This is a genomic window from Thalassospira sp., from assembly GCF_002709775.1.
Classification (GTDB): Bacteria; Pseudomonadota; Alphaproteobacteria; order Rhodospirillales; family Thalassospiraceae; genus Thalassospira.
This window is the reverse complement of record NZ_PAQR01000058.1, coordinates 1-24704: the sequence shown is the minus strand read 5'-3', so window position 1 is coordinate 24704 and position 24704 is coordinate 1. Positions and strand designations below refer to the sequence as shown.

Annotated in this window: 21 protein-coding genes; 10 read left to right on the top strand and 11 right to left on the bottom strand. The window is 55.6% G+C overall.

The genetic code is table 11. The features are described 5' to 3' along the window. Nucleotides 1-6: 6 nt before the first annotated feature. The 4 genes from CMO10_RS17915 to CMO10_RS17900 form a co-directional block, all read right to left on the bottom strand. Complete coding sequence (locus CMO10_RS17915) at nt 7-1104, bottom strand: ABC transporter ATP-binding protein (protein WP_297024705.1); 1098 nt, start codon at nt 1102-1104, stop codon at nt 7-9. Nucleotides 1105-1209: 105 nt separating this feature from the next. Further along, nucleotides 1210-2364, bottom strand: coding sequence for an extracellular solute-binding protein (locus tag CMO10_RS17910; protein ID WP_297024704.1), 1155 nt, complete (start codon nt 2362-2364; stop codon nt 1210-1212). A 128-nt stretch (nt 2365-2492) separates the two neighbouring features. Continuing rightward, nucleotides 2493-3290, bottom strand: coding sequence for an ABC transporter permease (locus CMO10_RS17905; protein WP_297024703.1), 798 nt, complete (start codon nt 3288-3290; stop codon nt 2493-2495). Between the two features lie 15 nt (nt 3291-3305). Then, entirely contained in the window at nt 3306-4178 is an 873-nt protein-coding gene (locus tag CMO10_RS17900; protein ID WP_297024702.1) for an ABC transporter permease, read from the bottom strand. 172 nt (nt 4179-4350) lie between these two features. Here CMO10_RS17900 and CMO10_RS17895 point away from each other — a divergent pair, with 172 nt between their 5' ends. After that, a complete protein-coding gene (locus tag CMO10_RS17895; protein WP_297024701.1) occupies nt 4351-5295 on the top strand; it encodes a LysR family transcriptional regulator in 945 nt (314 codons plus the stop codon). A gap of 85 nt (nt 5296-5380) precedes the next feature. Further along, complete coding sequence (gene moaD / locus CMO10_RS17890) at nt 5381-5632, top strand: molybdopterin converting factor subunit 1 (RefSeq protein WP_297024700.1); 252 nt, start codon at nt 5381-5383, stop codon at nt 5630-5632. Nucleotides 5633-5712: 80 nt separating this feature from the next. Here moaD and choV read toward each other — a convergent pair whose 3' ends face one another. From choV to CMO10_RS17875, 3 genes are all read right to left on the bottom strand, one after another. Further along, a complete protein-coding gene (gene choV / locus CMO10_RS17885; RefSeq protein ID WP_297024699.1) occupies nt 5713-6909 on the bottom strand; it encodes a choline ABC transporter ATP-binding protein in 1197 nt (398 codons plus the stop codon). Nucleotides 6910-6911: 2 nt separating this feature from the next. After that, complete coding sequence (choW, locus tag CMO10_RS17880; RefSeq protein WP_297024698.1) at nt 6912-7760, bottom strand: choline ABC transporter permease subunit; 849 nt, start codon at nt 7758-7760, stop codon at nt 6912-6914. A 101-nt stretch (nt 7761-7861) separates the two neighbouring features. Beyond that, the gene (locus tag CMO10_RS17875) at nt 7862-8821 is read right to left on the bottom strand and encodes a choline ABC transporter substrate-binding protein (protein WP_297024697.1); all 960 of its coding nucleotides are present in this window, start codon (nt 8819-8821) and stop codon (nt 7862-7864) included. 387 nt (nt 8822-9208) lie between these two features. Here CMO10_RS17875 and betI point away from each other — a divergent pair, with 387 nt between their 5' ends. The 5 genes from betI (at nt 9209) to CMO10_RS17850 (ending at nt 16365) form a co-directional block, all read left to right on the top strand. Continuing rightward, nucleotides 9209-9799 (top strand): choline-binding transcriptional repressor BetI, encoded by a 591-nt coding sequence (gene betI, locus CMO10_RS17870; protein ID WP_044826826.1) that lies wholly within the window; start codon nt 9209-9211, stop codon nt 9797-9799. A gap of 65 nt (nt 9800-9864) precedes the next feature. Beyond that, nucleotides 9865-11322 carry a betaine-aldehyde dehydrogenase gene (gene betB / locus CMO10_RS17865; RefSeq protein ID WP_297024696.1) on the top strand — a complete coding sequence of 486 codons (1458 nt, stop codon included), beginning with the start codon at nt 9865-9867 and terminating at the stop codon, nt 11320-11322. Nucleotides 11323-11395: 73 nt separating this feature from the next. Beyond that, a complete protein-coding gene (gene betA, locus CMO10_RS17860; RefSeq protein ID WP_297024695.1) occupies nt 11396-13081 on the top strand; it encodes a choline dehydrogenase in 1686 nt (561 codons plus the stop codon). A 139-nt stretch (nt 13082-13220) separates the two neighbouring features. Further along, nucleotides 13221-14813 (top strand): L-serine ammonia-lyase, iron-sulfur-dependent, subunit alpha, encoded by a 1593-nt coding sequence (locus tag CMO10_RS17855; RefSeq protein WP_297024694.1) that lies wholly within the window; start codon nt 13221-13223, stop codon nt 14811-14813. Nucleotides 14814-15048: 235 nt separating this feature from the next. Then, nucleotides 15049-16365, top strand: a complete 1317-nt coding sequence (locus CMO10_RS17850) for an NAD(P)/FAD-dependent oxidoreductase (RefSeq protein WP_297024693.1) — start codon at nt 15049-15051, stop codon at nt 16363-16365. A 17-nt stretch (nt 16366-16382) separates the two neighbouring features. Here CMO10_RS17850 and CMO10_RS17845 read toward each other — a convergent pair whose 3' ends face one another. The 4 genes from CMO10_RS17845 to CMO10_RS17830 all read right to left on the bottom strand — a co-directional run bounded on the left by CMO10_RS17845 (nt 16383) and on the right by CMO10_RS17830 (nt 20947). Then, nucleotides 16383-17129 carry a cysteine hydrolase family protein gene (locus tag CMO10_RS17845; RefSeq protein ID WP_082049417.1) on the bottom strand — a complete coding sequence of 249 codons (747 nt, stop codon included), beginning with the start codon at nt 17127-17129 and terminating at the stop codon, nt 16383-16385. Between the two features lie 344 nt (nt 17130-17473). Next, complete coding sequence (locus CMO10_RS17840) at nt 17474-17959, bottom strand: group III truncated hemoglobin (RefSeq protein ID WP_044826820.1); 486 nt, start codon at nt 17957-17959, stop codon at nt 17474-17476. A gap of 120 nt (nt 17960-18079) precedes the next feature. Beyond that, nucleotides 18080-19429 carry an NAD(P)/FAD-dependent oxidoreductase gene (locus CMO10_RS17835; RefSeq protein WP_297024692.1) on the bottom strand — a complete coding sequence of 450 codons (1350 nt, stop codon included), beginning with the start codon at nt 19427-19429 and terminating at the stop codon, nt 18080-18082. Nucleotides 19430-19576: 147 nt separating this feature from the next. Further along, nucleotides 19577-20947: an aspartate aminotransferase family protein gene (locus CMO10_RS17830; protein ID WP_297024691.1), complete on the bottom strand. Its 1371-nt coding sequence runs from the start codon at nt 20945-20947 to the stop codon at nt 19577-19579. A gap of 305 nt (nt 20948-21252) precedes the next feature. Here CMO10_RS17830 and CMO10_RS17825 point away from each other — a divergent pair, with 305 nt between their 5' ends. The 3 genes from CMO10_RS17825 to CMO10_RS17815 all read left to right on the top strand — a co-directional run. Next, a complete protein-coding gene (locus CMO10_RS17825; protein ID WP_297024690.1) occupies nt 21253-22635 on the top strand; it encodes a glutamine synthetase family protein in 1383 nt (460 codons plus the stop codon). A gap of 41 nt (nt 22636-22676) precedes the next feature. Continuing rightward, nucleotides 22677-23225 carry a cupin domain-containing protein gene (locus CMO10_RS17820; RefSeq protein ID WP_044826816.1) on the top strand — a complete coding sequence of 183 codons (549 nt, stop codon included), beginning with the start codon at nt 22677-22679 and terminating at the stop codon, nt 23223-23225. 94 nt (nt 23226-23319) lie between these two features. Then, nucleotides 23320-24704: aldehyde dehydrogenase (locus CMO10_RS17815; RefSeq protein ID WP_297024689.1), on the top strand; the 1385-nt coding region annotated here is incomplete at its 3' end.

Sequence of the window (24704 nt, the reverse complement as noted above, 5' to 3'; positions counted from 1 at the left end):
GGACGTTCAGTCCTGATGGCCGGGCAACAACACACAATTTCGGGCGGCGATATGCATGAAGATATCGGCCCCTTCCTGATGGGGGTGGGCATCAATCGGATTGATGACCTGCCAGTCGCGGCCATTGGCCTCGACAAAGTAACGGGCCTGTTGGCCCAGATAGTCAACGGTTTTGACCTTGCCGGGGATGGCGATCACACCGTCGGTGGCGCCGTTCTGTTCGGAAAGGCCAATTTTCTCGGCCCGGATCACGGCACGTACGTCTTTTGATCCCTTGGCTTTCACGGTCTGCTCGTCAGTGGTCAGCAAGGTTTCACCGCTTTCAAGTGCCACTTGGGTAAAGGCGGCATCCGGGCTGCCAAGGTTGGCAGCAATGATATTGGAATGTCCAAGGAAATCCGCAACAAAGGCCGATGCCGGATTATTGTAAACCTCCTCGGGCGCGCCTTCCTGTTCGACAAAGCCATTATTCATCACAACCAGCTTGTCAGACATGGCAAGGGCTTCGGACTGGTCATGGGTGACAAAGACCGTGGCAACACCAAGCTCGCGCTGAATACGTTTGAGCTCCACACGCATTTCTTCGCGCAGATTGGCATCAAGGGCCGAAAGCGGCTCATCAAGCAGCAAAACATCAGGCTCAATCACAATCGCGCGCGCCAGCGCAATACGCTGCTGCTGGCCACCGGAAAGCTGATTGGGATAACGGTCTGCGACATGGGGCAACTGGACCAGATCAAGCGCCTTGTTGACCTTGTCCTTTATGTCGGCCTTGGACACCTTGCGGTATTTCAGGCCAAAGGCGATGTTGTCGAAAATCGTCTTGTGCGGGAACAGGGCATAGTTCTGAAACACAAGGCCCAGATTGCGCTTGTGGATCGGCAGGCTGTTGACCCGTTTGCCACGGATCATCAGATCACCCTCGGTGATGTCGGTCAGGCCCGCAATCATGCGCAGCGTCGTCGTCTTGCCACAGCCCGACGGACCAAGGAAAGTCACAAAGCTGTTGTCCGGCACGGTCAAATCCATGCGTTTCACTGCGGTGAATTCACCATACCGTTTGACAACATTTTGCAGTTCAACGGCGTTTTTCGTGTCTGCCATTGTTAAAGTCCCTGTCTGAATTGGGCCGCACCCGACGATTGGCGGCAAAGGTGTCCTGGCCGGTTGTGCGCGGCCAGGACACAGGTTCCGATATGCAGGCGGGGCTTAGTAGCCGCGCTGCACACGCGAGAAGGTCTTCGACCAGTCGGCTTCGTTTTCGTTCCAGTAAGCCGGATCAAAGAAGCTGAGCGAGGAAAGCGTGCCACTCGGATCGAATGCCGGAAGCGTCGGGATGATTTCACCCAGATCGATCTTCTGCGGATCCAGTGCCGGCGGATAGCTCTGACCTTCGGCAACGGCAATCGCCACTTCCGGCTCAAGCATGAAGTTCAGAAGCTCTTCACACGCGGCCATTGGGCTGCCACGCAGCACAAACAGGCATTCCTGCCAACCAAGACCGCCAGCCGGATCAAGATAACCGATGTCATGACCCTGATCCTGCAGCGCCTTGATGCGGCCCGACCAGCCTTCGGTGACATAGATTTCTTCTTCGGCCAGAAGGCTCATCAGTTCCGCACCCGAAGACCAGTATTTCAGCGCCAGGTCACGGTGCGAACGGATCATGTCCCAAACCGCATCAATGTCCTTGATGTTGTTCGGATCCTGATCGGACTGAAGCGCGCCATACCAGATACGGGTTTTCCATTCGCCCCAGCCGCCGATTTTGCCTTTATAGGCTTCATCGACCATCAGCTTGGCACCCTTGGCCTTGGCTTCGTCATCGCTGATATATTTGCGGTTATAGGCAATGCCGGTGGTGCCATAGTCATACGGAACTGCCGAAATCGTGCCGCCGGTGATCTTGCGCAGCGGCTCGACAAGGGTCGGGATGACGTTTGCAAGGTTCGGGATGTTTGCTTCGTTCAGTTCCGAGGTCAGCTCCAGACCATGATAGCGCGCATAGTCAAACACGCCCGAAAGGTGGGCAAGGTTAAACTCACCCGGCTGGCTGGCTTTGACGCGGGCGATATATTCGTCCGCACCGCCAAAGGTGCCCGAAACCACATCAATACCGGTTTTCTTGGTGTAGGGCGCGAAGGCATATTTTTCAAATGCCTCGGAAACAACGCCGCCCCAGCCATCAAAGCGGACCTGCTCCGGGGTTGCTGCCATCGCTTTGCGGGCCAGCATGCCCATCGGGCCGCCGGTGATGCCGGCAGTGACACCAGCCGCACCCAGTGCGGTCAGGAAAGTGCGGCGGCTGATGTCGCCATCGCGGAAACGGGTAAGTAGGCGTTCATAACGTTTGGTATCGTCCATTTAAGGCCTCCTGATAATACGATTATCCGTTGATCGGTCTTGTTCTTGGTCGTTGAATTCGTGGTGTTCTTGTTATTGGTTTTGGCGGCGAACCGCGTTTTGCAAAAAGTCTTCGTGGCGTGCTCGGTCTATTTTGATGCCCCGGCCTTGCGCATCGCCATGACGCGCGCAATCGATGCCGCAACCAGCGGCAAGGCAATGGTGAAGATCACCATCACAGCACCAAGGGCGTTGATTTCCGGGCTGATGGAATTGCGCAGCATGGCAAAGATCTGTGTGGGAACGGTTTCAACACCGCCGGGCTTCCAGAACAGGGTTCCGGTGATGTCATCAAATGAAATGGTAAAGGCAAACAGCATCCCGGCCATGACGGCAGGTAACATGAGCGGCAGGGTCACTTCAAAGAAGGTCTGCACCGGTGTTGCGCCAAGGCTCATGGCGGCTTCTTCGACGTCGCGGCGGATGGAGACAAGCCGCGCCTGAACCACCAGCACAACAAAGGGCAGGGTAAAGACCACATGGCCCATCAAAAGAAGCCCAAAGCTTTTGGGCATGGCAAGAAACTGCAAAAACAGCAGGAGTGCCACGGCCAGAACGACTTCCGGGATCAGGATTGGGGCAACCAAAAGGGTTGAAATAGTCCGTTTTCCCGGGAAATCGTATCTGACCATGGCAAGTGCTGCGAGGGTCCCAAGCGTCGTCGAAATCGCTGCGGTGAGTACTCCCAGCAACAGCGACGTCTTGAAAGCCCGCACAATCGCATCATTGTTCCAAAGCGCTTCAAACCAGCGGAATGAAAACCCCTCGATCGGGAAGCTGCCGAACTGATTGGCGTTGAATGCCAACAGAATGACAACCGCAACCGGCGCAAAAAGGAACAGATAAACAAGGATCGTGGCAATTCGGATCACTGACCAACCAGACATCATCATATACCTCCCTTACTTGAAGCTCTTGGCGATCTGATCGATGCCGAGATAGCGGGTGTAGATGACGACCAGTGCGCCCAGAAGGGCCAGCAGGACGAGCGAGAGTGCCGAGCCAAGCGGCCAGTTGAGCTGGGTGACGATGGCTTCAAACACGAGGTTGGCAAACATCGCATCCCGCGGCCCACCGAGAACAATCGGGGTGATATAGGTGCCCGCCGCCAGCACAAAGCACAGCAACGACCCGGCTGCCAGACCTGGAAGGGAAAGCGGCAGGGTGACTTCGCGGAAGGCCTGAAATCCCGTGCAGCCAAGACTTTGGGCCGCTTCGGTCAGGTTCTTGTCGATGCCATCAAGGCTGACATAGACATTCAGGATCATGAAGGGCAGCAGATAATGCACAAGGCCCAGAACCACGGTCTGCTGGTTATAAAGCATCTGGATCGGGTCATCGATGATGCCCATGGAAATCAGAAGCGTATTGAGCGCACCTGATGTGCCCAGAATGTTGATCCAGGACATGGTGCGGATGATGTAGCTGATCCAGAACGGCAGCATCAGCAACAGTAGCAAAAATGCCTTGGACTTCATGCGCGTATTGGCCACGAAATAGGCCGGGATATAGCCGACCAGCGCGCAAATAACCGTGGTGTAAAAGGCAATCAGGAAGGTCTGGAACAGGATGTCGCGATAAAAACGATCGCCAAGCACCTCAATCCAGTTATCAAGATAAAAGCCGACCTGATCCGCACCGGTCGCGGTACGCAACCAGAACGAATAAACGACAATGAACAGCATTGGCACAATCAGCAGCAGGCTGATGGTTGCCAGTGATGGTGATAGCAGTACCCACGGAGTCCTTCGGGCTCCGGCGACATCTGCGGCCATTTATGCCTCCCGTTATTATCTGCGGTCATTGCCGCACCCGGTTATTTGGCCGTTGAGAAATTTGTTGGAGGCATTCCAACCCAGACTTGCACATAGCGCAAATAGATAAGTAGAATAGATCCCATAGCCAATAACTATGTGTGTTGTCGGAAATGGCGGAAAGGTAAGGGGAATGAACGAGTTAATGCGCCGGCAGTTCGACTGGAACTTGCTGCATACCTTCACCGTTATTGTCGAGGAACGTTCGATCACCGGGGCAGCAAACCGCTTGTTACTGCGTCAACCCAGCGTCAGTAACGCGCTTAAACGGCTCGAAGATCAGATTGGCGCGCGTCTGATTGACCGCGAACGCGGCCGGTTTGAAGTCACTGAACAGGGGTTGGCGCTTTATCACGAATGCCGCGAAATATGCGGTGCCATCCGGCGCTTGTCCGATGTGATGTCAGATAGCGGTAATCAGTTGACCGGGCATTTGCACATGTGGCTGGCCAGTCATGTTGTCTTTCCGCCACTTGATGATGCGCTTTTTGAATTCAATCGATCCCACCCGGAAGTCACCTATGAAATCGATGTCGCGACCTCGGTCAATGTGGTGGATCAGGTCCTGTCGCAACAGGCAAGTTTTGGCATCTGTCTGGTCAAGGAACGCCATCCACGGCTGGAATACCGCCGTCTGTATCGCGAACATTTCGGTTTCTTCTGCGGCCCGACCCATCATCTGTTTGGCAAAAAGGACCTGACCCTGGCCGATTTGCGCAGCGAAGCCTTTGTTTCGTTCGCAACCGACCAGCTCACCGACGCACTCGCCCCGGTTGCAGTCCTGCGCGCGCAGGAAGGCATGAAGGGCAAGGTCGTTGCCGTCAGTCCGCACCTTGAAGAAGTCCGGCGTCTGATCAATGCCGGGCTTGGCATCGGGCCGCTGCCGATCCATGTCGTGCAAAGTGCGACCGATCGTGGGCAACTCTGGCGTTTGCCGCCCTATATCGAACCACCAGCGATTGATATCTACCTTGTTACCAACCCGCGCATGTCGCTCAGCCGGGCGGAACGGTTCTTTATTGAAAACCTGACCGCGCGCCTTGATGCGGCGCCGGATGGTTATTTTGTTTATCCATAATGTGCGTTCACACGATTGAGACTTGCCTGCTGAGCGCGTCTGCGCAAGCATGCGGGCAAATTGAAGTTTGCTGTCAGGATTTGAGATGAAGCTGATCTATTTTTCGTGGGTCAAGGACCGCATCGGAATGGCGGAAGAAACCGTTGAGTTGCCGGAATCTGTTAAAACGGTTGCCGATCTGCTGGCATGGCTGCCCGGCCGTGGCGAAAACTTCGCCAACGCGCTCGCCGATCCCGCAATCATTCGTGTTGCGGTGGATCAGGAATACGCCACCCCCGAAACAGACGTGACCAAGGCCGCCGAAATTGCCCTGTTTCCGCCGGTCACCGGTGGCTAATCCGGGCTTTGTTAGCAGATAAAACAAAGGCGGCCCCGATCAGGGCCGCCTTTTTATTGTCGATCTCGATTGCCTGACAATCAATCCGCTGCCGAAGACGTTTGGGTCAGGCTGTCAAAGAACTCCTTGCGGCCCAGTGTGCCGGAAACCTTGCCATCACGGGTCAGGATCACCGGGTTCTGCGTGACAGAGCGCATTTCAATCAGATCCTTCAGCAGCACATCATCCTGTGCAACAAAGACGATCGAGTTATCGGTTGCACCCAGCGCGTCGGGCAGGGTGCCGTCATAATTGATCAGCTTAAGCTCGCCGCGTTCGCCATTATTGGCCGACTGCACAACCCCATCCAGAAGTGTCACGCGGATATTTGCATCTTCCATCAGGAACTCGGTGGTGCCGGATTTCTGGCTGCTGTCCAAGCGATGCATGATCGCCCGGCCGCGCAGGATGTTGACCGGGTTCATATGGGCGACAAAGTCGGCAACATAATCATTGGCCGGACGCAGCGCGATGTCTTCAGGCGTGCCGTGCTGCACGACATAACCGCCTTCCATGATGGCAATCGAATTGCCAAGCTTCATCGCCTCATCAAGGTCATGGCTGACAAACAGGATGGTTTTGTTGAGCTTCTCCTGAAGGTCAAGCAGCTCGTCCTGCAGACGGTTACGGATCAACGGATCAAGGGCCGAGAACGGCTCATCCATCAGAAGGATCGGCGCATCGGTGGCAAAGGCACGCGCCAGGCCGACGCGCTGCTGCATGCCGCCCGAAAGTTCATGGGCATATTTCGTCGCCCATTGATCAAGGCCGACAAGTGCCAGCTTTTCACGCACAATCTCGCGGCGTTCCGTCGGGCCCATACCGCCAAGCTCAAGTCCAAAGCCGACATTGTCTTCAACCGTGCGCCAGGGGAACAGGCCAAATTGCTGGAAGACCATGGCGACACTTTTGCGACGCAGGTTGCGAAGGGTTGCGGAATCACAGCTCGTGACATCGACCATGTCCTCGCCATCGCGCACGCGAAGCGATCCGCGCGAAACGGCATTAAGGCCATTTACACAGCGCAGAAGCGACGACTTGCCCGATCCCGAAAGCCCCATCAGGACGCAAATCTCGCCTTCCGGGACGTTAAAGCTGACATCGGCAACGCCAAGGACATTGTTGGTGGCAGCCGCGATTTCTTCGCGGGTTTTGCCAGCGTCGAGCAGTTTTAAGGATTCTGCCTGACGGTTGCCAAAGATCACGTCGATATTATCGAATTCAACAGCATTGCTCATGATCACTGCCCCGACTTTTCTTTGTGGTCACGACGGCAAATGCGATCAAGCACGATGGCCAGAATCACAATCGCAAGACCGGCTTCGAACCCTTGCGCGACATTCACGGTATTAAGCGCGCGCACAACCGGCTTGCCAAGGCCATCCGCCCCGACGAGGGCCGCAATCACCACCATCGACAGCGACAGCATGATGCATTGGGTCAGCCCCGCCATGATCGATGGCATGGCCGATGGCAGCTCAACCTTGAAAAGCAGTTGGCGCGGCGTGCAGCCAAAGCTTTCACCGGCTTCCAGAAGTGCCTTGGGCGTGTTGGAAATACCAAGATGGGTCAGGCGGATCGGGGCTGCGATGGCAAAGATCATGGTCGAAATAAGACCGGGCACCACACCAAGACCAAACAGGATCAGGGTCGGGATCAGATACACGAAAGTCGGGATCGTCTGCATCAGATCAAGGATTGGACGCATCGCCTGATGCAGCCACGGGCGGTGGGCCGATGCCACGCCAAGCGGTACACCGATCAACATGCAAAACAGCGTCGCATAAAGGACAAGTGCCAGCGTTTCCATGGTTTCTTCCCAGTAGCCAAGGTTGACCACCAGCAAAAGCGACAGGACCGTAAAGGCCGTCAGTTTCCATGATTTGTGCAAAACAGCAGCAAGTACCCCGAAGACAGCAATAATCAGAAGGGCAGGCAGCCACACCAGAAAATCGATGGTGTTTTCGATAATGAATTCAAGAACATCCGAAACGGTATAGAAAACGAAATCGGCATGTTCGTTCAGCGCATCCATCAGGGACGATATCCACTGTCCCAGCGGAATCTTCGTTTCCGTGAGCCATTCCATGCGAAAATATCCGTTCAATGAGAATTAAGAAAAATACATCCAACGCGCCCGCACCGGCCAAAAGCCAACTGCGGGCGCATCGGTAAAATCAATCGCGGTGCTTAAAGACCAAGACCGGATTTCAGCGCTGCCTTGGCATCGCCACCGTCAAAGGTGGTCACGCCATCAAGCCATGCGTAAGCTGCATCCGGGTTGGCTTTCAGCCATGCAGTTGCTGCTTCGGCCGGGTCGGTACCCTCGTTCAGGATCGCGTCCATGATTTCGTTTTCCATGGCGAGGCTGAATTCAAGGTTGGTGACGAATTTGCCGGCATTCGGGCATTCGTCGGTGTAACCGGCACGCAGGTTGGTATGAACCGTGGCACCGCCAAAGTTCCGGCCAAACACGTCATCGCCACCATCAAGATAGGCCATGTCGTATTTCGCGTTCATCGGGTGCGGTTCCCAACCCAGGAAGACGATGAACTGATCGCGCGAGGATTTGCGCTTTACCTCGGCCAGCATGCCCTGTTCGGAGGACTCAACGAGTTCAAACTCGCCAAGGCTGAACTGGTTGCCATCGATCATGTCCTGGATCAGACGGTTGCCATCGTTGCCCGGCTCAATGCCATAGATCTCGCCATCAAGTTCGTCCTTGAATTTGGCGATATCAGCAAAGTCCTTGAGGCCCGCGTCAAATGCAGCCTTGGTCACAGCCAGGGTGTATTTCGCACCTTCAAGGTTTGCACCGGTTGAAACAACCGTGCCCTTGTCGAGATAGGGCTGAATGTCGGCAGCCATGGTCGGCATCCAGTTGCCCAGGAAGACGTCAACGTCGCCATTGGCAAGGCTGGTATAGGTGACCGGAACCGACAGAAGTTCGGTTTTAGCCGTGTAGCCGAGTGATTCAAGGATCACCGATGCGGTTGCCGTGGTGGCCGTGATGTCGGTCCAGCCAACATCAGAGAAGGTCACGGTTTTGCAGGCATCGCTATCGGCTGCTTTGGCACCTGCTGCACCCAGAAGGGTGGTTGCAATGATGGTGCTGCCAAGAAGGCGGCCGAACGTGGAAAGATTGGTCATGCTTCTGGTTCTCCCTTGTATAAACCTAATGTGACTGCTGACCGGATTGCGCCGGTCAGCAGAATACGCTCGGTTCCGGAGGCCAGACGAACATCAACGCAACAAACATGTCGCCAACACTCGCCCAGAGCCATCAACCACGTTCCCCCGAACGTGATGAATGGGCCGGAATAATCACAAAAACAGCCGAATGGCCGCGCAGCAAAGGTTCTTAGCCCTGAGAAACGCGCCGCTCATGTCGGCGTGTTTTTATTGATTGATTGTTCAATTAAATTACAGCATATTCTGGTTACGTCAATTGCGAAGGACTAAAAACTGCGTCTTATGCTGTTGCTCCGGCGTTAAACCCTTCTAAAGCCTTCGCAACGCAGAGGATTGGATGAGTTAATGCCCAAAGTTGGTATGCAGCCTGTACGCCGCAGGCAGTTGATCGACGCGACCATTGAAACCATTCATAGCCACGGATTCGCCGATACGACAATCGCCCGTATCTCGAAAACCGCAGGGATGTCGTCTGGGATTATCTCCCATTATTTTGGTGGCAAGAACGCGTTGCTCGAAGCAACCATGCGCTCGCTTATGCAGGATTTGCGCAACGATTATCTGGTGCGTCTGGCTACTGCCAAAACGCCGATTGATCGTCTTGAAGCCATCATCAATACCAACTTCAACGAAGAACAGTTTACCCCGCAGGTGACGGTGGCCTGGCTGTCCTTCTGGGCACAGGTGCCGTTTTCGGATGCACTGCGTCGCCTGAATAATATCTATTTTCAGCGACTGGCTTCAAACCTTCGCCATGAATTGCGCCAGCTGACGACCGAAGAATGCGCCGATGATATTTCGGCGGCGATTGCTGCCATGGTTGACGGGATCTGGGTGCGCACCGGCCTGTCACGCGGCAAAGCCGATATTGGCGGGGCGCGCAAAATGGTGCTGGGCACCTTGCGGCTGTATCTGGCGAACTCGCCAGCCCGTTAAATGCAATCGAACCATAAAAACGTTCAAGGCTGCCGACCAAACGTGCAGCCAGCAGGAGTTTTAAGATGAGCCTTTATCAAATCCAGAATTTCATCAACGGCAAGAAGACCCAAGGATCGGGCGCGGAAATGGTAACGCTGAACCCCGCGACCAACACGGTTCTCGCCAAGGGCAATGAAAGTACGGCGTCTGATGTCGATGCCGCGGTCAAGGCTGCGCGCGCAGGGTTTGAAATCTGGAAAAATACCCCGGCTGCCGAACGCGCACGGGTGTTGTTCAAGGCCGCCCAGATCCTGCGGGATCGCAATGATGAACTGGCACTGGTTGAAACCCGCGACACGGGCCGTGCCATTCAGGAAACCGAAATTGTCGATGTGATTTCCGGTGTTGAATGCCTGGAATATTTCGCCGGTGTCGCCGGAAGCCTTGCGGGCGAGCATATCGATCTTGCCGGCAACTTCGCCTATACCCGCCGCGAAGCGGTTGGTGTCTGTGGCGCCATTGGTGCCTGGAACTACCCGATCCAGATCGCCTGCTGGAAGGCTGCACCCGCGCTGGCATGCGGCAACGCAGTTGTCTACAAACCGTCCGAAACGACCCCGCTTTCCGCCATTGCAGTGGCAGAGGCGCTTCAGGAAGCCGGTCTTCCCGATGGTGTTTACAACGTCGTGCAGGGTGCGCGCGAATGTGGTGCGTCGCTGGTCGAACATCCGGGCGTTGACAAGGTTTCGCTGACCGGATCGGCCGCGACCGGCGCCAAGGTGGCATCCGTTGCCGCAGGTGGCATGAAGGCCGTCACCATGGAGCTTGGCGGCAAGTCGCCGATGATCGTGTTTGAAGATGCCGATCTCGATAACGCCGTTTCGGGTGCGCAGATGGCGAACTTCTATTCATCAGGTCAGATTTGCTCGAACGGGACGCGTCTGTTTGTGCATGAAAGCGTTGCCGATGCCTTCATCGAAAAACTGATTGCGCGCTCCAAGGATCTGGTTCTGGGCGATCCGGAAAAGCCTGAAACCCAGGTCGGTCCGATCGTGACCAAGGCACAGTATGAACAGGTCATGTCCTATATCGAAAAGGGCAAGGCAGAGGGTGCGAAATGCGTTCTTGGCGGCCATGCTGTGACGGATGGCATGCCGGAAGGCGGGCTGTTTGTTGCCCCGACCGTCTTTACCGGGTGCTCTGACGACATGACCATTGTTCGCGAGGAAATCTTTGGTCCGGTGATGTCGGTTCTGACCTTTGGCGACGAAGACGAAGTTATCAAGCGCGCCAATGATACCGAATACGGTCTGGCCGCGGGTGTCTTCACCAAGGACCTGTCGCGTGGCCATCGCGTTGTTGCGCGGCTTGAGGCCGGCACTTGCTGGATCAACACCTATAACATTACCCCGATCGAGATGCCGTTTGGTGGTGTCAAGAAATCGGGCGTTGGCCGCGAAAACGGCCGTGCGGCAATTGAATATTATACCCGCATCAAATCCGTTTATGTCGAAACCGGCGATGTCGAGGCCCCTTACTAAGGGGTTTTGACCAAAGACCATCGCCACAAACTCACCGGCTGCCCACACAGCACGACCAAACAAGGGATCAGAAATGACGACCCCAACGACCACTGAAAAATATGATTACGTGATTGTCGGATCCGGTTCGGCAGGGGCTGTGCTTGCCAACCGACTGACCGAAGACCCGGAAGTGAAGGTACTGGTTGTCGAAGCCGGACCGAAGGATCACTGGTGGGACTGGCGTATCCATATGCCGACCGCGCTTTCCTATCCGATGCAGTCGGAAACCTATAACTGGGCTTATTGGACAACGCCGCAGCCCAACCTCAATAACCGCCGCATGGAAACCCCGCGCGGGCGCGTTTACGGCGGTTCAAGCTCGATCAACGGCATGGCTTACGTGCGTGGTCACGCCCTTGATTACAATCGCTGGGCCGAAGAAGACGCAGTACTCAAGGAATGGGACTATGCGCGCTGCCTGCCATATTTCCGTCGTGCCGATACCCGCAATGAAGACACCGACGGGGATGAATATCACGGTGGGGATGGCCCGCTGCATGTGACCACCGGGGCGTGTCAGAACGACCTGCACAAGGCATGGATAAAGGCAGGCCAGCAGGCCGGCTATGAATTCACCCCCGACCAGAATGGCTATCGCCAGGAAGGTCTCGGGACCATGGACATGACGGTCTATAAGGGCCGTCGCTGGTCAACCGCGCGTGCTTACCTTCATCCGGCGATGAAGCGTCCGAACTTGACTGTTTATCATAACGCTCTCGCGCAACGTGTTGTTTTCGAAGGAAAACGTGCCATTGGTCTCGACTTCACCCATCAGGGTGAAAACAAGCGCGCCGTCGTTGATCGCGAAGTCATTATCTCGGCCGGTTCGATCAACTCGCCGAAGCTCCTGATGCTTTCGGGGATTGGTCCGGCAGCACACTTGCGCGAACATGGCATTGATGTTGTCCATGATCTGCCCGGTGTTGGGGAGAACCTTCAGGACCATCTGGAACTTTATGTTCAGATGGAATGCACCAAACCGATCAGCCTCAATAGCAAGCTTGATTGGTGGAACAAGCTCAAGATCGGGGTTGAATGGTATCTGTTCAAAACCGGGCTGGGTGCGACCAACCATTTCGAGGCCGGTGGCTTTATCCGTTCCAAGGCAGGCGTGAAACATCCCGATCTGCAATATCACTTCATGCCGGCTGCGATTAACTACAATGGCTCCAAGGCGGCCGAAAAAGATGGCTTCCAGGCCCATGTCGGCCCGATGCGTTCCAAGTCGCGTGGCACGGTGCGTCTGGCATCCGCCAATCCCAAGGATCGCCCGATCATTGATCCGAACTATATGAGCCACCCGGACGACTGGGAAGAAATGCGCGCGTCGGTCCGTCTGACCCGTGAAATCTTTGGTCAGGAAGCCTTTGCCGATCTCAGTGGCGGTGAAATTGCCCCGGGCAAGGACATCCAGACAGATGAGCAGATTGATGCCTGGGTCGCTGATCACGCCGAAAGCGCCTATCACCCGTCCTGCTCGTGCAAGATGGGCAGTGACGAGATGTCGGTGGTTGACGAGAAAACCCGTGTGCATGGCGTTGAGGGCCTGCGCGTGGTCGACAGTTCGATCATGCCGACCATCGTGACCGGCAACCTCAATGCGCCGACCATCATGGTCGGTGAAAAGGCGGCTGACATCATTCGTGGCAAAACGCCGCTGGCCCCGTCGAACGCACCTTATTTCGTGCATCCCGAATGGGAAACCAAGCAACGCTAAGACCATCTATTTCAAATAGTCTGATGATTTCCCCGGTCTGTCTTTTGATGGATCGGGGATTTTTGATTCTGATGATTGCATTCGACCGACGGGAAGGGGATGATCGAGTGATCAGAAGCGCCATGCAAGAAGCCGTATCATGCAAGAAATCAGCCTGCTTAATTCCGTCATTGGTCCCGTCATGCGCGGGCCGTCCAGTTCGCATTGTGCTGCGCCTTATATGATGGCAAAGCTCGTGCGCGAGCTTTCCTGTGCCAATGGCGAAACCCTAAAAAATGCGGTGATCCGCTTTGACCCGCGCGGCTCGTTCGCGCCGGTTTATGCGGCACAAAGCTCCGATGAAAACTTTGCGGCCGGTTTGGCGGGGGCGAAGCTGACCGATGCGGATTATCGCGAAATTCTGGGCCGAGTGGAACGCGGGGAGGGTTTCCAGTTTGCGGTCGAAGTGACCGAGCTTGAAAACAACAACCACCCCAACCGTGTTGATCTGGAACTCGGCGTTGTCACAGCAGATGGCGCGGATCGCACGGACCTGTATACAGGCGCCTCGGTCGGCGGCGGGATGTATTACATCGACAGTCGCAATGGCGAACGCCTGTTTATGACGGGCAAGACTGCGACCGTTTTTGTCTGGGGGCCGGCAGCGGTGGCAGATGCCGATGCGTTGGCATCTGAGCTGGCCGCGGGTGAAAACAGCCTGCTTGGTGTCTCTGTCGAACCCGATCATGGACGGGTCGAAATCGAGCTGCAGGCCTTGCCGAATGCCGAACTTCTGGCTGCACTTCGTAACCGCGCCGGGATCACCGACGTGCGTTTTGCCGAGGCATCGCAATATCCTGTTTGCGCCACCGATGATCTGTTTTCGCAAAGTGCCGACGTAATCGCCGTTGCCGATGGCGCCGAAGGCGGATCGATTGCCAATGCCGCATTGGCGTTGGAGGCAAAGCGCCTTGGCCTGTCGCGCAATGCCAGCCGCGCTTTGTTCCGCGAACGCTGCGAATTGATGCTGCGTGTCGTGGCCGAGGGTTTTGATGCCAAGCCCGAAGACAATGTCATGCGCTTCCTGACGCTGCGTGCGCGCAACGTGCGTGACGCCAATCTGCCTGCAGGTCTTGGTGGCCCGGTATTGCAGGATGCGATGGCCGGTGCATTGTCTGCCATGGAACGTGACAGCAACCGGGGCCTTGTGTGCGCGGCCCCAACCGCGGGCAGTGCCGGTGTTGTGCCGGGCACGCTGTATGGTCTGATCCGTCATGGCATTGATCTTGATGGTGCGACGGATGCGCTGCAAACCATGGCGCTGATCGGGGCGGTGTTTGCTGCACGCGGGACGTTTGCGGCCGAATGCGGTGGGTGCTCGGTGGAAACAGGCGCCTCTGCCGCAATGGCGGCTGCCGGGGTGGCGCAGGCTTATGGTGGCACGCCCAAGCAATGCTTTGATGCGGCCAGCATGTGTCTGATGAATACCCTTGGGCTTGTTTGTGATCCGGTGGGCGGGGATGTTGAAATTCCGTGTCATGCGCGCAATGTGGCGGGGGTGTCGCATGCCTTTTCATCGGCGATGGCGGTACTGGCCGGATTTGATGCGGTGCTGGAATATGACGAGCTGGTCGATCAGACCGTCAAGATCGGCAACATGATGCATCCCGACCTGCGCTGTACGGCACGTGGCGGCTGTGCTGCGACCAAAACCGCCCTTCGTATGGTCGAAGCAGCCAGCCAAAAGCCATAAGACTCTGATTTTAAAAGTGCTGTAGTGCGAAAAGCCCGGAGATGAGCGCCGCAGGTATCGTGCTTTGTCGACGACTTCACGCAATCCTTTGGCTCTGGCTTGGATGGTTTTGGCATAATCGGCGAAAAGCTGTTTCACGGCCGGAAAAACGGCAGTTTTTCCTTGATAGGCAAGCCGGATTGGGCAGGATAGCCCCCATCCAATTGCCACTGATCACCAAATATGAGGGTTCCTCATGTTCACCCCGAACTTGCTGACCGCCAATGACCGGCCAGGCCGCTATCCTGATTCCTATTATGCCGCGACGGCAAATGTGACCGATGCATTCGCCAAGCTTGAGGGGGATCAGGCCTGCGACATTGTCGTTGTCGGCGGCGGCTTTACCGGGCTGTCATCTTCACTTCATCTGGCAGAGCGCGGCTATGACGTCATCCTGCTTGAAGCCCATCGGGTCGGCTGGGGCGCATCGGGCCGTAATGGTGGACAGGTCGGGTCCGGTCAGCGCCGCGAACAGGATGAACTTGAAAAGATGGTCGGGCGCGATGATGCGCACAAACTCTGGAATATCGCCGAAGAGTCCAAGGACATCGTCAAGGCCCTGATTGCCAAGCATGACATCAAATGCGACTGGAAACCGGGTATCCTGCATGCCGATCACCGTGCGCGCTTTGTCGAGCATACCCATGCCTACGCTGAAAAGCTTCAGACCGAATATGGCTATGAAGATATCCGCTCGGTTGACCGCGCTGAAATGCGCGAGATGGTCGGAACCGAGTTCTATCACGGCGGATCGCTTGATATGGGGGCAGGGCATTTGCATCCGCTGAACTTCGCACTTGGCTTGGCCGATGCGGCCCGCGGTGCCGGCGCACGCATTTTCGAAGAGGCGGTTGTCACCGGCTATGAAAATCAGGCCGGCAAGGTCACTGTCAAGACCGCAAATGGCGCGGTGGTAACGGCCAACAAGATGATCCTTGGCTGCAATGGCTATTTGGATGCGCTGGAAGATCGGGTGGCGAAACGCGTCATGCCGATCAATAATTTCGTCATTGCCACCGAACCGCTGGGCGATGATCTGGCGCGTGAGCTGATCCGCGATGATGTTGCGGTCGCAGATTCAAAGTTCGTCATCAACTATTACCGGCTAAGTGCCGATAAACGCATGCTGTTTGGTGGCGGGGAGACCTATGGCTATACCTTCCCGCGTGACATCAAGGCGTTTGTTTCGCCGCATATGCTGGAAGTCTATCCGCAGCTCAAAGACGTGAAGATTGATTACGGCTGGGGCGGGACGCTTGCGATCACCATGAACCGCATGCCGTTCTTTGCCAAGGTCGATGACAACATCTTCACCGCGACCGGTTATTCCGGTCACGGGGTGGCGATGGCGACGCTTGCCGGGCAGATCATGGCCGATGCGGTCGTCGGTACGATGGAACGCTTTGACGTCATGGCCAATATCAAAACGCCGATCTTCCCGGGTGGAAAGATGTTGCGCTTCCCGATGCTGGTCGCCGCCATGCTGTGGTATTCGATCCGCGACAAGCTGTAAGACGCCGCAGCCGCGAATTACGCTGTGTCGCGGCTGCGATTTTCGGTCTCACGCTCTCGTTCGCGTTCGTCAGCGCGATCAGAGTTTTCGTCATTATCGGCTGTCGGTGTCGAGACACCCAAACCGTCAGACGCACCGCCCGCGGTCAGCTTGGATTTGGTTTTCTTCCAGCTGTTGGGTTTGAGTGCCAGCGTCGTGGCATCGCTAAACGATACCTCGTAGCCACGGTTAAGGGCGGCCTGCATGGTCGCCTTGACACAGTAATCCCCATCCAGGCCAACAATGATCAGCTTGCCGACCTTCTGGCGATCCAGCACACGGTCAAGCTCCGGCTCGCTAAAGCCGTCGGCGCGGGATTTGACGATATCATGGTCGATATCACCATTGACGCGGGCATCAAGGTCGAGCCCCTTGGATTTCGGGTTGCCACGGCCTTTGTTCAGAAGCTTCATCAGGAAGTTCATATACCAGCCACGGAAGGTCTGGCGGATCGAAATCACCGGCGATCCGTTGGCATTGGCGGTTTGAACAAGATCATTGATCGCTGCAATCAGCTTTTCGACCATATCAGGGGCATAGGCATTTTTGCCGGTCGCGTTGGTGAAATCCTCTTGCAGGTCAACAATCAGAAGCGCGCTATTGGGGCGTTCTGAAAGATTGATCTTTTTGCCCTTGCTTGGGGTCAGATGATGGCGATGGCCATAAATCGTGTAGGCGATAACGCCAATCAGCAAAATGACAATAAGAGTGATCACTGACCACATGTCCGGTATCTCCGTTTCGTCGTCTCAAGTCTCGTCGAAAATGTCGGGAACAACCGGACTGAAAAACGTATTGCTGGCACCGTGCCGCACGCGCGGCACCACCCGAGCCGATAAGGGTCGGGGTGGTTGGCCAGATAGCTCCGATTGTTTGAATGCCGGGTGCCGCATTGCGGCGCGTCCTTCGGACGTCGCGATCAGATTTATATCTTCGCAGTATTCCAGCATTCCCCATAACCAAATGAAATCGCAATCGATTCAATTTGTCAATGTAACTGACAAAAGGCTTCGCAACCCTTAATCCGGGCGGCGTGGTTAAATAGCCTTGATGACGTAACGTTCGGGGATCAGTTTGGTTCCCAGCTTGATACCGGATCGTATCGTTCGCCCTTGGACAGGATCACGCCATTATGTGCGGCAATGCCGATTTCAAAGCTCGACGCAATACGAAGCGCACGTTCCATGAAATGTTTGGCGGCTGGTTCATCGCAATATTCTGACAGTGTCTGGGCAAACAGTTGCAGCCAGCGATCAAAATGATGACGCGTGATCTTGAGCGGCAAATGCTTTTGCATCGGGCGGCCATCATAGTGCCCGGTGGCAAGCGCCACCGATGACCAGAACATCACCATGCGATCAAGATGATGGTCCCAGTTCTCAACCTTTTCCTCAAACACCGGGCCAAGAAGTTCGTCATCACGCACCTTGGCGTAAAAGCCATGCACGATGTTTTTGATCATGTCCGTATCAATGCCGGTATCTTCCTTGATACGGCGCGTGGCGATTTCACGGCGTTCCTTGATTTCGGCAAGGGTTGGCTGTTTTTCGGACATGATTTTTGGCCTGTTCTGCGCATCAACTGGAATTGCTTTAATTCATAAAGCGAACCCGGGACATGACATATGTCACTTTATCGCCGAACGCAAACAGATCGCCGAAACGAACCGGGCTGATCAGGCAAACCGGTCGTGCAGGCCGTAATAACGATAGCCAATCGAACGTGCCACGCGGCGCAATGCCGGCATCGGGAATTTGCCCATCGGTGTGGTCATCACGGTGCCGATATCCTCGTCATCGCTGATGCCCAGCATCCGTTCCGCCAGAAGCTTGCCACCCAGACTTGCCATCGCAACCCCGTTGCCATGCCAGGCAAGGGCTGTCCAGACATCATGATGGCCCGGAACCCGCCCGATATAGGGTCGCCAGCTTTGTGACAGGCAGGCAAGCCCGTTCCAGTGATGGGTAAAGGCGACATCAGCCCAAGCCGGGAACATGCGTTTGAAATTATCAAGAAGGTCGCGTTTGCCCGCCGCGAAGGCCTTGGGCGTCGCGGTAATGCCGCCGCGTCCACCAAACAGGAAGCGATTATCGGGAAGCTTGCGGAAATAATGCAGCAGGATGCGGCTATCAAATGCCATCAGATCGCTCGTCCAGCCCTGATTGGCCAGTTCTTCTTCGCGGAGTGGGCGGGTAATCAGGATGCCGGAAAAGACCGGCATCAAGCGCCCGCCAATCCAGTCAGGCAGGTTTTCCGCGCTATAGCCATTGGTGGCGATGACGATCTTGTTGGCACTGATCCGAGTGTTGCCGGCATGCAGACAATAGATATCGCCATTTTCCTCAAACCGCTCGATGGTGGCCTGTTCGAATATCCGAACACCGGCGCGCACGCACTGTTCGTGCAGGCCGGCGACATATTTCATCGGGTTGATGCCAAAGCCCGCTTTGACATGCAAACCACCATAGGTTTCGGCGGCATGCAGCCCGCGTTCATGCAATGCATCACGATCCAGAAACTCGGTCTTGATGTTGGTGAAATGGGCGAGTTCCTCGGCCTCGTGCTTAAGCTCCGCCACCCGGTTGGGTTTGTGGGCCAGAACCACTTCGCCGTTCGAATGGCGGTCGGCGTCAATGTTCCAGGAGCTCAGGCGTTGCTCAACCAGGTTGATGGCATCGCGCTGATGGCGGGCAAACTGTTTGACCGCATCATCGCCAAAGGTTTTTGCCAGTTGGCCAAATCCCTTGCCGCTGCCACCCATGCAGCAAAAACCACCATTGCGCCCGGATGCGCCCCAGCCGGATCGACCGGCATCAAACACCGCAACATCCGCACCATTTTTTGCCAGTTCCAATGCTGCCGACAGGCCGCAATAGCCGCCGCCGATGATGGCGATGTCGGTTTTAAGCTGACCTTCTTCGGGCAGGGTTTCACAGGCGGGAAGGGGCGATGCGCTTTCGACCCAATAGCTGTCAGGCAGGGTGTCGGTGCGATAGGCGGCGGGCTGATAAATGCGTTTTAGCATGGTGGGCTCTTTTGGGTGTTTGGGGCTGATGTAAGTTGCCTGTGGGGCAGGCATGATGTGGGGCGTTCAGTGGGTTTTATAACCGAAATACCCGGCGATGATAGCTCATGCCGGGTATTTGGTTAAGCGATTGTAATCAGGTGTTGATTACATTTTGCCGAGTTTTTTCGCGGTCTCGTCAAAGGCAGCACGCGCACGTTTGATCAGCTCGTCGATTTCTTCCTTGGTGATGCAAAGCGGCGGGGACAGAACCATGCGGTCGCCACATGCACGCATGATCACGCCATTAGCAACACAGGCATCACGGCACATGGTGCCAACCGTTCCCGGCTTGTCGAAACCTTTGCGGGTTTTCTTGTCATCGACCAGCGGCATGCCGGCAATTAGGCCGATCGTTTCAACCGCACCGACCAGCGGATGGTCTTCAAGGGTTTTAAGCGCCTTGGCGAAGTAGGGTGCGATCTCGTCCTTGACGCGTTCGACCATTTTTTCTTCGCGCATGATGCGAATGTTTTCAAGGGCCACAGCCGCGCATGCCGGATGACCGGAATAGGTGAAGCCGTGGGTGAATTCGCCGCATTCATTGATCAGGACATCCGCCACGCGATCGCCAACCATCACAGCTGAAATCGGCAGATAGCCCGATGACATGCCCTTTGCCATCGGCATCAGGTCCGGCTTGATGCCAAAGGTGTCGCTGCCGAACCATTCGCCGGTACGGCCAAAGCCGCAAATGACTTCATCAGCAATCAGCAGAATGTCGTATTTCTTGCAGATACGCTGAATTTCCGGCCAGTAGGTCGACGGCGGAATGATCACGCCACCAGCACCCTGGATCGGTTCACCGATAAAGGCACCAACGCGGTCTGCACCGATTTCCTCGATCTTTTCTTCAAGTTTGCGGGCTGCAATCAGACCGAATTCTTCCGGGGTATGATCGCCACCTTCGCCGTACCAGTAAGGCTGATCGATATGAACGATGTCGCGCACCAGCGCACCGCCCTGCGAATGCATGCCCGACATGCCGCCAAGCGACGCACCGGCAACGGTGGAGCCGTGATAGGCGTTCTTGCGGCTGATGATATGGGTGCGTTCCGGTTTGCCCTTAAGGTTCCAGTACTGGTGAACCATACGAACAACCGTGTCGTTCGCTTCCGAGCCGGAGTTGGCATAGAACACATGGTTCAGGCCTTCTGGCGTGATTTCGGCAAGAACCTTGGAAAGCTCGATCGCCGGCGTATTCGCGCACTGGAAGAAGTTGTTGTAATAGGGCAGTTCGAGCATCTGCTTATAGGCAGCTTCGGCCAGTTCCTTACGGCCATAGCCGATATTCACGCACCAAAGGCCAGCCATGCCATCGAGATAGCGCTTGCCGTTGGAATCCTCGATAAAGACGCCTTCGGCACGTGTGATGACGCGGGTCCCACGATTGTTCAGATCCGCCGTATCGGTGAACGGGTGGATGTGGTGGGCCTGATCAATGTCCTGCCAATAGGCGGTTTTGTCGAAATTATTCATAACGTCTCCTGGCAGCGGGGCTGCTCTGCTTTCGTGCGATATGTTGAACATCTGGCGTTAGTGTTCGTTTTTTTGAACACCTTTGCAAGAGGATTCTTCGACTATCTTTTTGAGGAGTTCAAGGTTGGTTTTTGTTATCTGGCGGTTGATATGGATCGCTCTGTGCGGACGTTCCGACGGCGCTCCTGCAAATTGTGCGTTGCACGATTTGCACGATATATCGAACGAAGGGGCTTGACCGGGGCAATCCGGCGCGGCACGATGCCAGCTGATTAAGAATAGGCCTTTTCTGGGAGTATATGACGATGAACAAGTCGTTCGTCGAAGACAGTAGGGCAGTTGCCCAACGTTTCTTTGAAGAAAATCCGGATGTCGAACTTGTTGAGTTGCTCATTCCCGACATTAACGGCGTGTTTCGCGGCAAGCGAATCAGCAAACAGAAATTCCTTAAAAGCTTTACCGAGGGTGTAACCCTGCCGGGCTCCATGTGCCTGGTGGATATTACCGGTGACAACCCCGAAGGTACGGGCCTTCTTTGGTCGAGCGGTGACCAGGACAATCTGGCAAAACCGATCCCGGGAACCTTGTGCCGTGTGCCGTATGGTGAATTGCCGCTGGCTCAGGTGATGATGAACCTGCACAACCTTGATGGCACCCGCTTCTTTGCCGATCCGCGCAATGTCTTGCAGGGCGTCGTTGATCGCATGGCCGCAGACGGTTTTTATCCGACTGTTGCCCTTGAGCTTGAATTCTATCTTGCCGATCAGAACGAAAAAACCGCCGAACCCTTACCGCCGCAGCCGTTGGGTGGGGGGATTGCATCCGATGGTGTGCAGGTTTATGGCCTGCAACAGATCGAGGATTTCGAAAAAGTTCTGCATGATGCGGTTGCCGAACTTAACCGTCAGGGCATTCCGGCCGACACCATCGTTGCCGAAGCGGGCCCGGGGCAGTTTGAAATCAACCTTGGTCATGTCACTGATCCGATGCTGGCTGCTGATCACGCCATGCAGCTCAAGCGCGTGGTCAAGGGCATTGCCTGGGATCACGGTGTGACCGCGACCTTCATGGCAAAGCCTTATTCCGATCAGGCGGGCAATGGCCTGCATATCCATGTGTCGCTACGTGATGAGAACGACAATAACGTTCTGTCACCGGTTGGCGGCGAGGAAGTCTCGGACAATCTGCGTTTTGCGATTGGTGGCCTGCAGGAAAGCATGTTTGAAAGCATGGCGATCTTTGCGCCGAACCCGAACTCTTTCCGTCGGTTCCAGAACAAGGCCTATGCGCCGATGTCGCCGAACTGGGGGCTGAATAACCGTACCGTGGCCCTTCGTATTCCGGCAGGCAGCCCGAAGGCTGCACGTGTTGAACACCGCGTATCAGGGGCGGACGCCAACCCGTATCTTGTTCTGGCGTGCGTTTTGGCCGGGATGCATTACGGCCTTAAGAACAAGCTTGATCCGGGTGAGCCGACGGTTGGTAACGGCTATGAACAGCATGGTGGCAAGATCGTCCCGCGCAGCATGATTTCGGCCCTCGACCGGTTTGTCGAAGGCGATATCGTTAAAGACTATCTTGGCGAACGCTTTGTCGAGGTCTTTGATATCTGCCGACGTGCTGAATATGACGAATTCTTCGCCGAGGTGACCCAGCTTGAATATCGCTGGTATCTCGACGCGGTCTAACCAAACAAAACAATAATAAGTTCAATAGGGAAAAGACGGGAATGTCGCAAAAGGTAGGGGATCGTCTGAAGGCGGTGCGCAGCATGTACGGGCTGTCGCAGCGTGAACTGGCACGCCGTGCCGGTGTGACCAACAGCACGATCTCGACGATTGAACAGAACCGGGTCAGCCCGTCTGTTGATAGTCTGGCCAAGGTTCTGGCCGGCATTCCCATGAGCCTGATTGATTTCTTCACCATCGATCTGGATACCGGTGAAGAAATCTTTTTCAGGAAAGAAGACCTTGTTGAACTCTCTGATGGGACGATGTCGATGCGTCTTGTCGGGGCATCGCGCAAGGACCGTAACCTGCGCGTGCTGCATGAAACATACCCCGCGGGCGGGGATACCGGTGACAACCTGATTGTCCAGAAGGGCGAGGAAGCCGGTGTTGTTGTTCGCGGCAAACTTGAAGTCACCGTCGGTGAACGGGTCAAGGTGCTTGGTCCCGGCGATGCCTATTACTTCAATGCGGAAATTCCGCATCGTTTTCGAAATGTCGGTGACGGGGAATGTGAAGTCGTCAGTGCGGCGACGCCTCCGTCATATTGATGACAGATCGTTAGGTGAGGGTGCCTGAAAGGCTGCCCCGCGCCAAAATCATTCTTGAAGATATCCAAACGCGCCATCCGTCAGGAGACTTGCGATGACCAATCCGATGAATTTTGAACAGTTGACCGCACAGGCCAAAGCCCTTGATTTCCGCAACAAGGCCTTCATCAACGGTGCTTATGTTGATGCGGCCTCGGGCAAGACATTTGATTGCATCAGCCCGCGTGACGGATCGATCCTGACCAAGGTTGCCGAATGCGACGTCGAAGACGTCAACCGCGCGGTGGCTTCTGCGCGCGCCGTGTTTGAAAAGGGCAGCTGGTCGGAAGCCGCTCCTGCAAAACGCAAGGCGATCCTGCTGCATTTTGCCGACCTGCTTGAAAAGAATGCGGCTGAACTGGCCCTGCTTGAAAGCCTTGATATGGGCAAGCCGATCACGCTGGCGGCCCGCGATGACATTCCGCTGTCTTACAAATGCATTCGCTGGTACGCCGAGGCCATCGACAAGATTTATGACGAAATCTCCCCGGCTGGTCCGAATGAAATTGGCATGATCACCCGCGAGCCGCTTGGTGTGGTGGCGGCTGTCGTACCGTGGAACTTTCCGCTGATGATGGCGGTCTGGAAGCTTGGTCCGGCACTGGCGATGGGCAACTCGATCATCCTTAAGCCTGCCGAACAATCGCCGCTGACCGCCCTTCGTGTCGCGGAAATCGCGGTTGAGGCCGGTTTGCCGGAAGGTGTTCTGAACGTTGTTCCGGGCTTTGGTCCGACGGCGGGCAAGGCGCTTGGCCTGCATGAAGATGTTGATTGCGTAACATTCACTGGCTCGGGTGAAGTCGGCAAGCTGTTCTTGCAATATTCCGGTCAGTCGAACATGAAGCGCGTCTGGCTTGAATGCGGTGGCAAAAGCCCGAACATCGTTCTGGCCGATTGCCCGGATATGGATGCTGCGGCAGCGGCTGCTGCGGGTGGTATCTTCTATAACCAGGGTGAGGTCTGCACGGCTGGTTCGCGTCTGATTGTCGAAGAAAGCATCAAGGACGAATTCATCGAAAAAGTCATCGCGGCTGGTGCGAAAATGCAGCCGGGCGATCCGCTTGATCCGCAAAGCCAGATGGGCGCGATTGTCGATGAAAGCCAGATGAACCGCGTTCTGGGTTATATCGAAAAGGGTTCCAGCGAAGGTGGCGTTCTGCGCACCGGTGGCAAACGCGTTCGCACCGAATCTGGTGGGTATTATGTCGAGCCGACCGTCTTTGACGGCATCAAGAACGACATGACGATTGCCAAGGAAGAAATCTTTGGCCCGGTTCTGTCGGTTATTTCGGTCAAGGATTGGAAAGAAGCTGTTCAGACCGCAAATGATACGCCATATGGTCTGGCAGCCGCCGTCTGGACGCGTGACATCAACAAGGCACATCTGACCGCAAAGAAACTGCGTTCGGGTCTTGTCTGGGTCAATTGCTGGGACGGTGG

Excerpts from the sequence above, each read along its gene's own strand:
- CMO10_RS17915 (WP_297024705.1), bottom strand. The coding sequence starts at position 1,104 with ATGGCAGACACGAAAAACGCCGTTGAACTGCAAAATGTTGTCAAACGG.
- CMO10_RS17910 (WP_297024704.1), bottom strand. The coding sequence starts at position 2,364 with ATGGACGATACCAAACGTTATGAACGCCTACTTACCCGTTTCCGCGAT.
- CMO10_RS17905 (WP_297024703.1), bottom strand. The coding sequence starts at position 3,290 with ATGTCTGGTTGGTCAGTGATCCGAATTGCCACGATCCTTGTTTATCTG.
- CMO10_RS17900 (WP_297024702.1), bottom strand. The coding sequence starts at position 4,178 with ATGGCCGCAGATGTCGCCGGAGCCCGAAGGACTCCGTGGGTACTGCTA.
- CMO10_RS17895 (WP_297024701.1), top strand. The coding sequence starts at position 4,351 with ATGAACGAGTTAATGCGCCGGCAGTTCGACTGGAACTTGCTGCATACC.
- moaD (WP_297024700.1), top strand. The coding sequence starts at position 5,381 with ATGAAGCTGATCTATTTTTCGTGGGTCAAGGACCGCATCGGAATGGCG.
- choV (WP_297024699.1), bottom strand. The coding sequence starts at position 6,909 with ATGAGCAATGCTGTTGAATTCGATAATATCGACGTGATCTTTGGCAAC.
- choW (WP_297024698.1), bottom strand. The coding sequence starts at position 7,760 with ATGGAATGGCTCACGGAAACGAAGATTCCGCTGGGACAGTGGATATCG.
- CMO10_RS17875 (WP_297024697.1), bottom strand. The coding sequence starts at position 8,821 with ATGACCAATCTTTCCACGTTCGGCCGCCTTCTTGGCAGCACCATCATT.
- betI (WP_044826826.1), top strand. The coding sequence starts at position 9,209 with ATGCCCAAAGTTGGTATGCAGCCTGTACGCCGCAGGCAGTTGATCGAC.
- betB (WP_297024696.1), top strand. The coding sequence starts at position 9,865 with ATGAGCCTTTATCAAATCCAGAATTTCATCAACGGCAAGAAGACCCAA.
- betA (WP_297024695.1), top strand. The coding sequence starts at position 11,396 with ATGACGACCCCAACGACCACTGAAAAATATGATTACGTGATTGTCGGA.
- CMO10_RS17855 (WP_297024694.1), top strand. The coding sequence starts at position 13,221 with ATGCAAGAAATCAGCCTGCTTAATTCCGTCATTGGTCCCGTCATGCGC.
- CMO10_RS17850 (WP_297024693.1), top strand. The coding sequence starts at position 15,049 with ATGTTCACCCCGAACTTGCTGACCGCCAATGACCGGCCAGGCCGCTAT.
- CMO10_RS17845 (WP_082049417.1), bottom strand. The coding sequence starts at position 17,129 with ATGTGGTCAGTGATCACTCTTATTGTCATTTTGCTGATTGGCGTTATC.
- CMO10_RS17840 (WP_044826820.1), bottom strand. The coding sequence starts at position 17,959 with ATGTCCGAAAAACAGCCAACCCTTGCCGAAATCAAGGAACGCCGTGAA.
- CMO10_RS17835 (WP_297024692.1), bottom strand. The coding sequence starts at position 19,429 with ATGCTAAAACGCATTTATCAGCCCGCCGCCTATCGCACCGACACCCTG.
- CMO10_RS17830 (WP_297024691.1), bottom strand. The coding sequence starts at position 20,947 with ATGAATAATTTCGACAAAACCGCCTATTGGCAGGACATTGATCAGGCC.
- CMO10_RS17825 (WP_297024690.1), top strand. The coding sequence starts at position 21,253 with ATGAACAAGTCGTTCGTCGAAGACAGTAGGGCAGTTGCCCAACGTTTC.
- CMO10_RS17820 (WP_044826816.1), top strand. The coding sequence starts at position 22,677 with ATGTCGCAAAAGGTAGGGGATCGTCTGAAGGCGGTGCGCAGCATGTAC.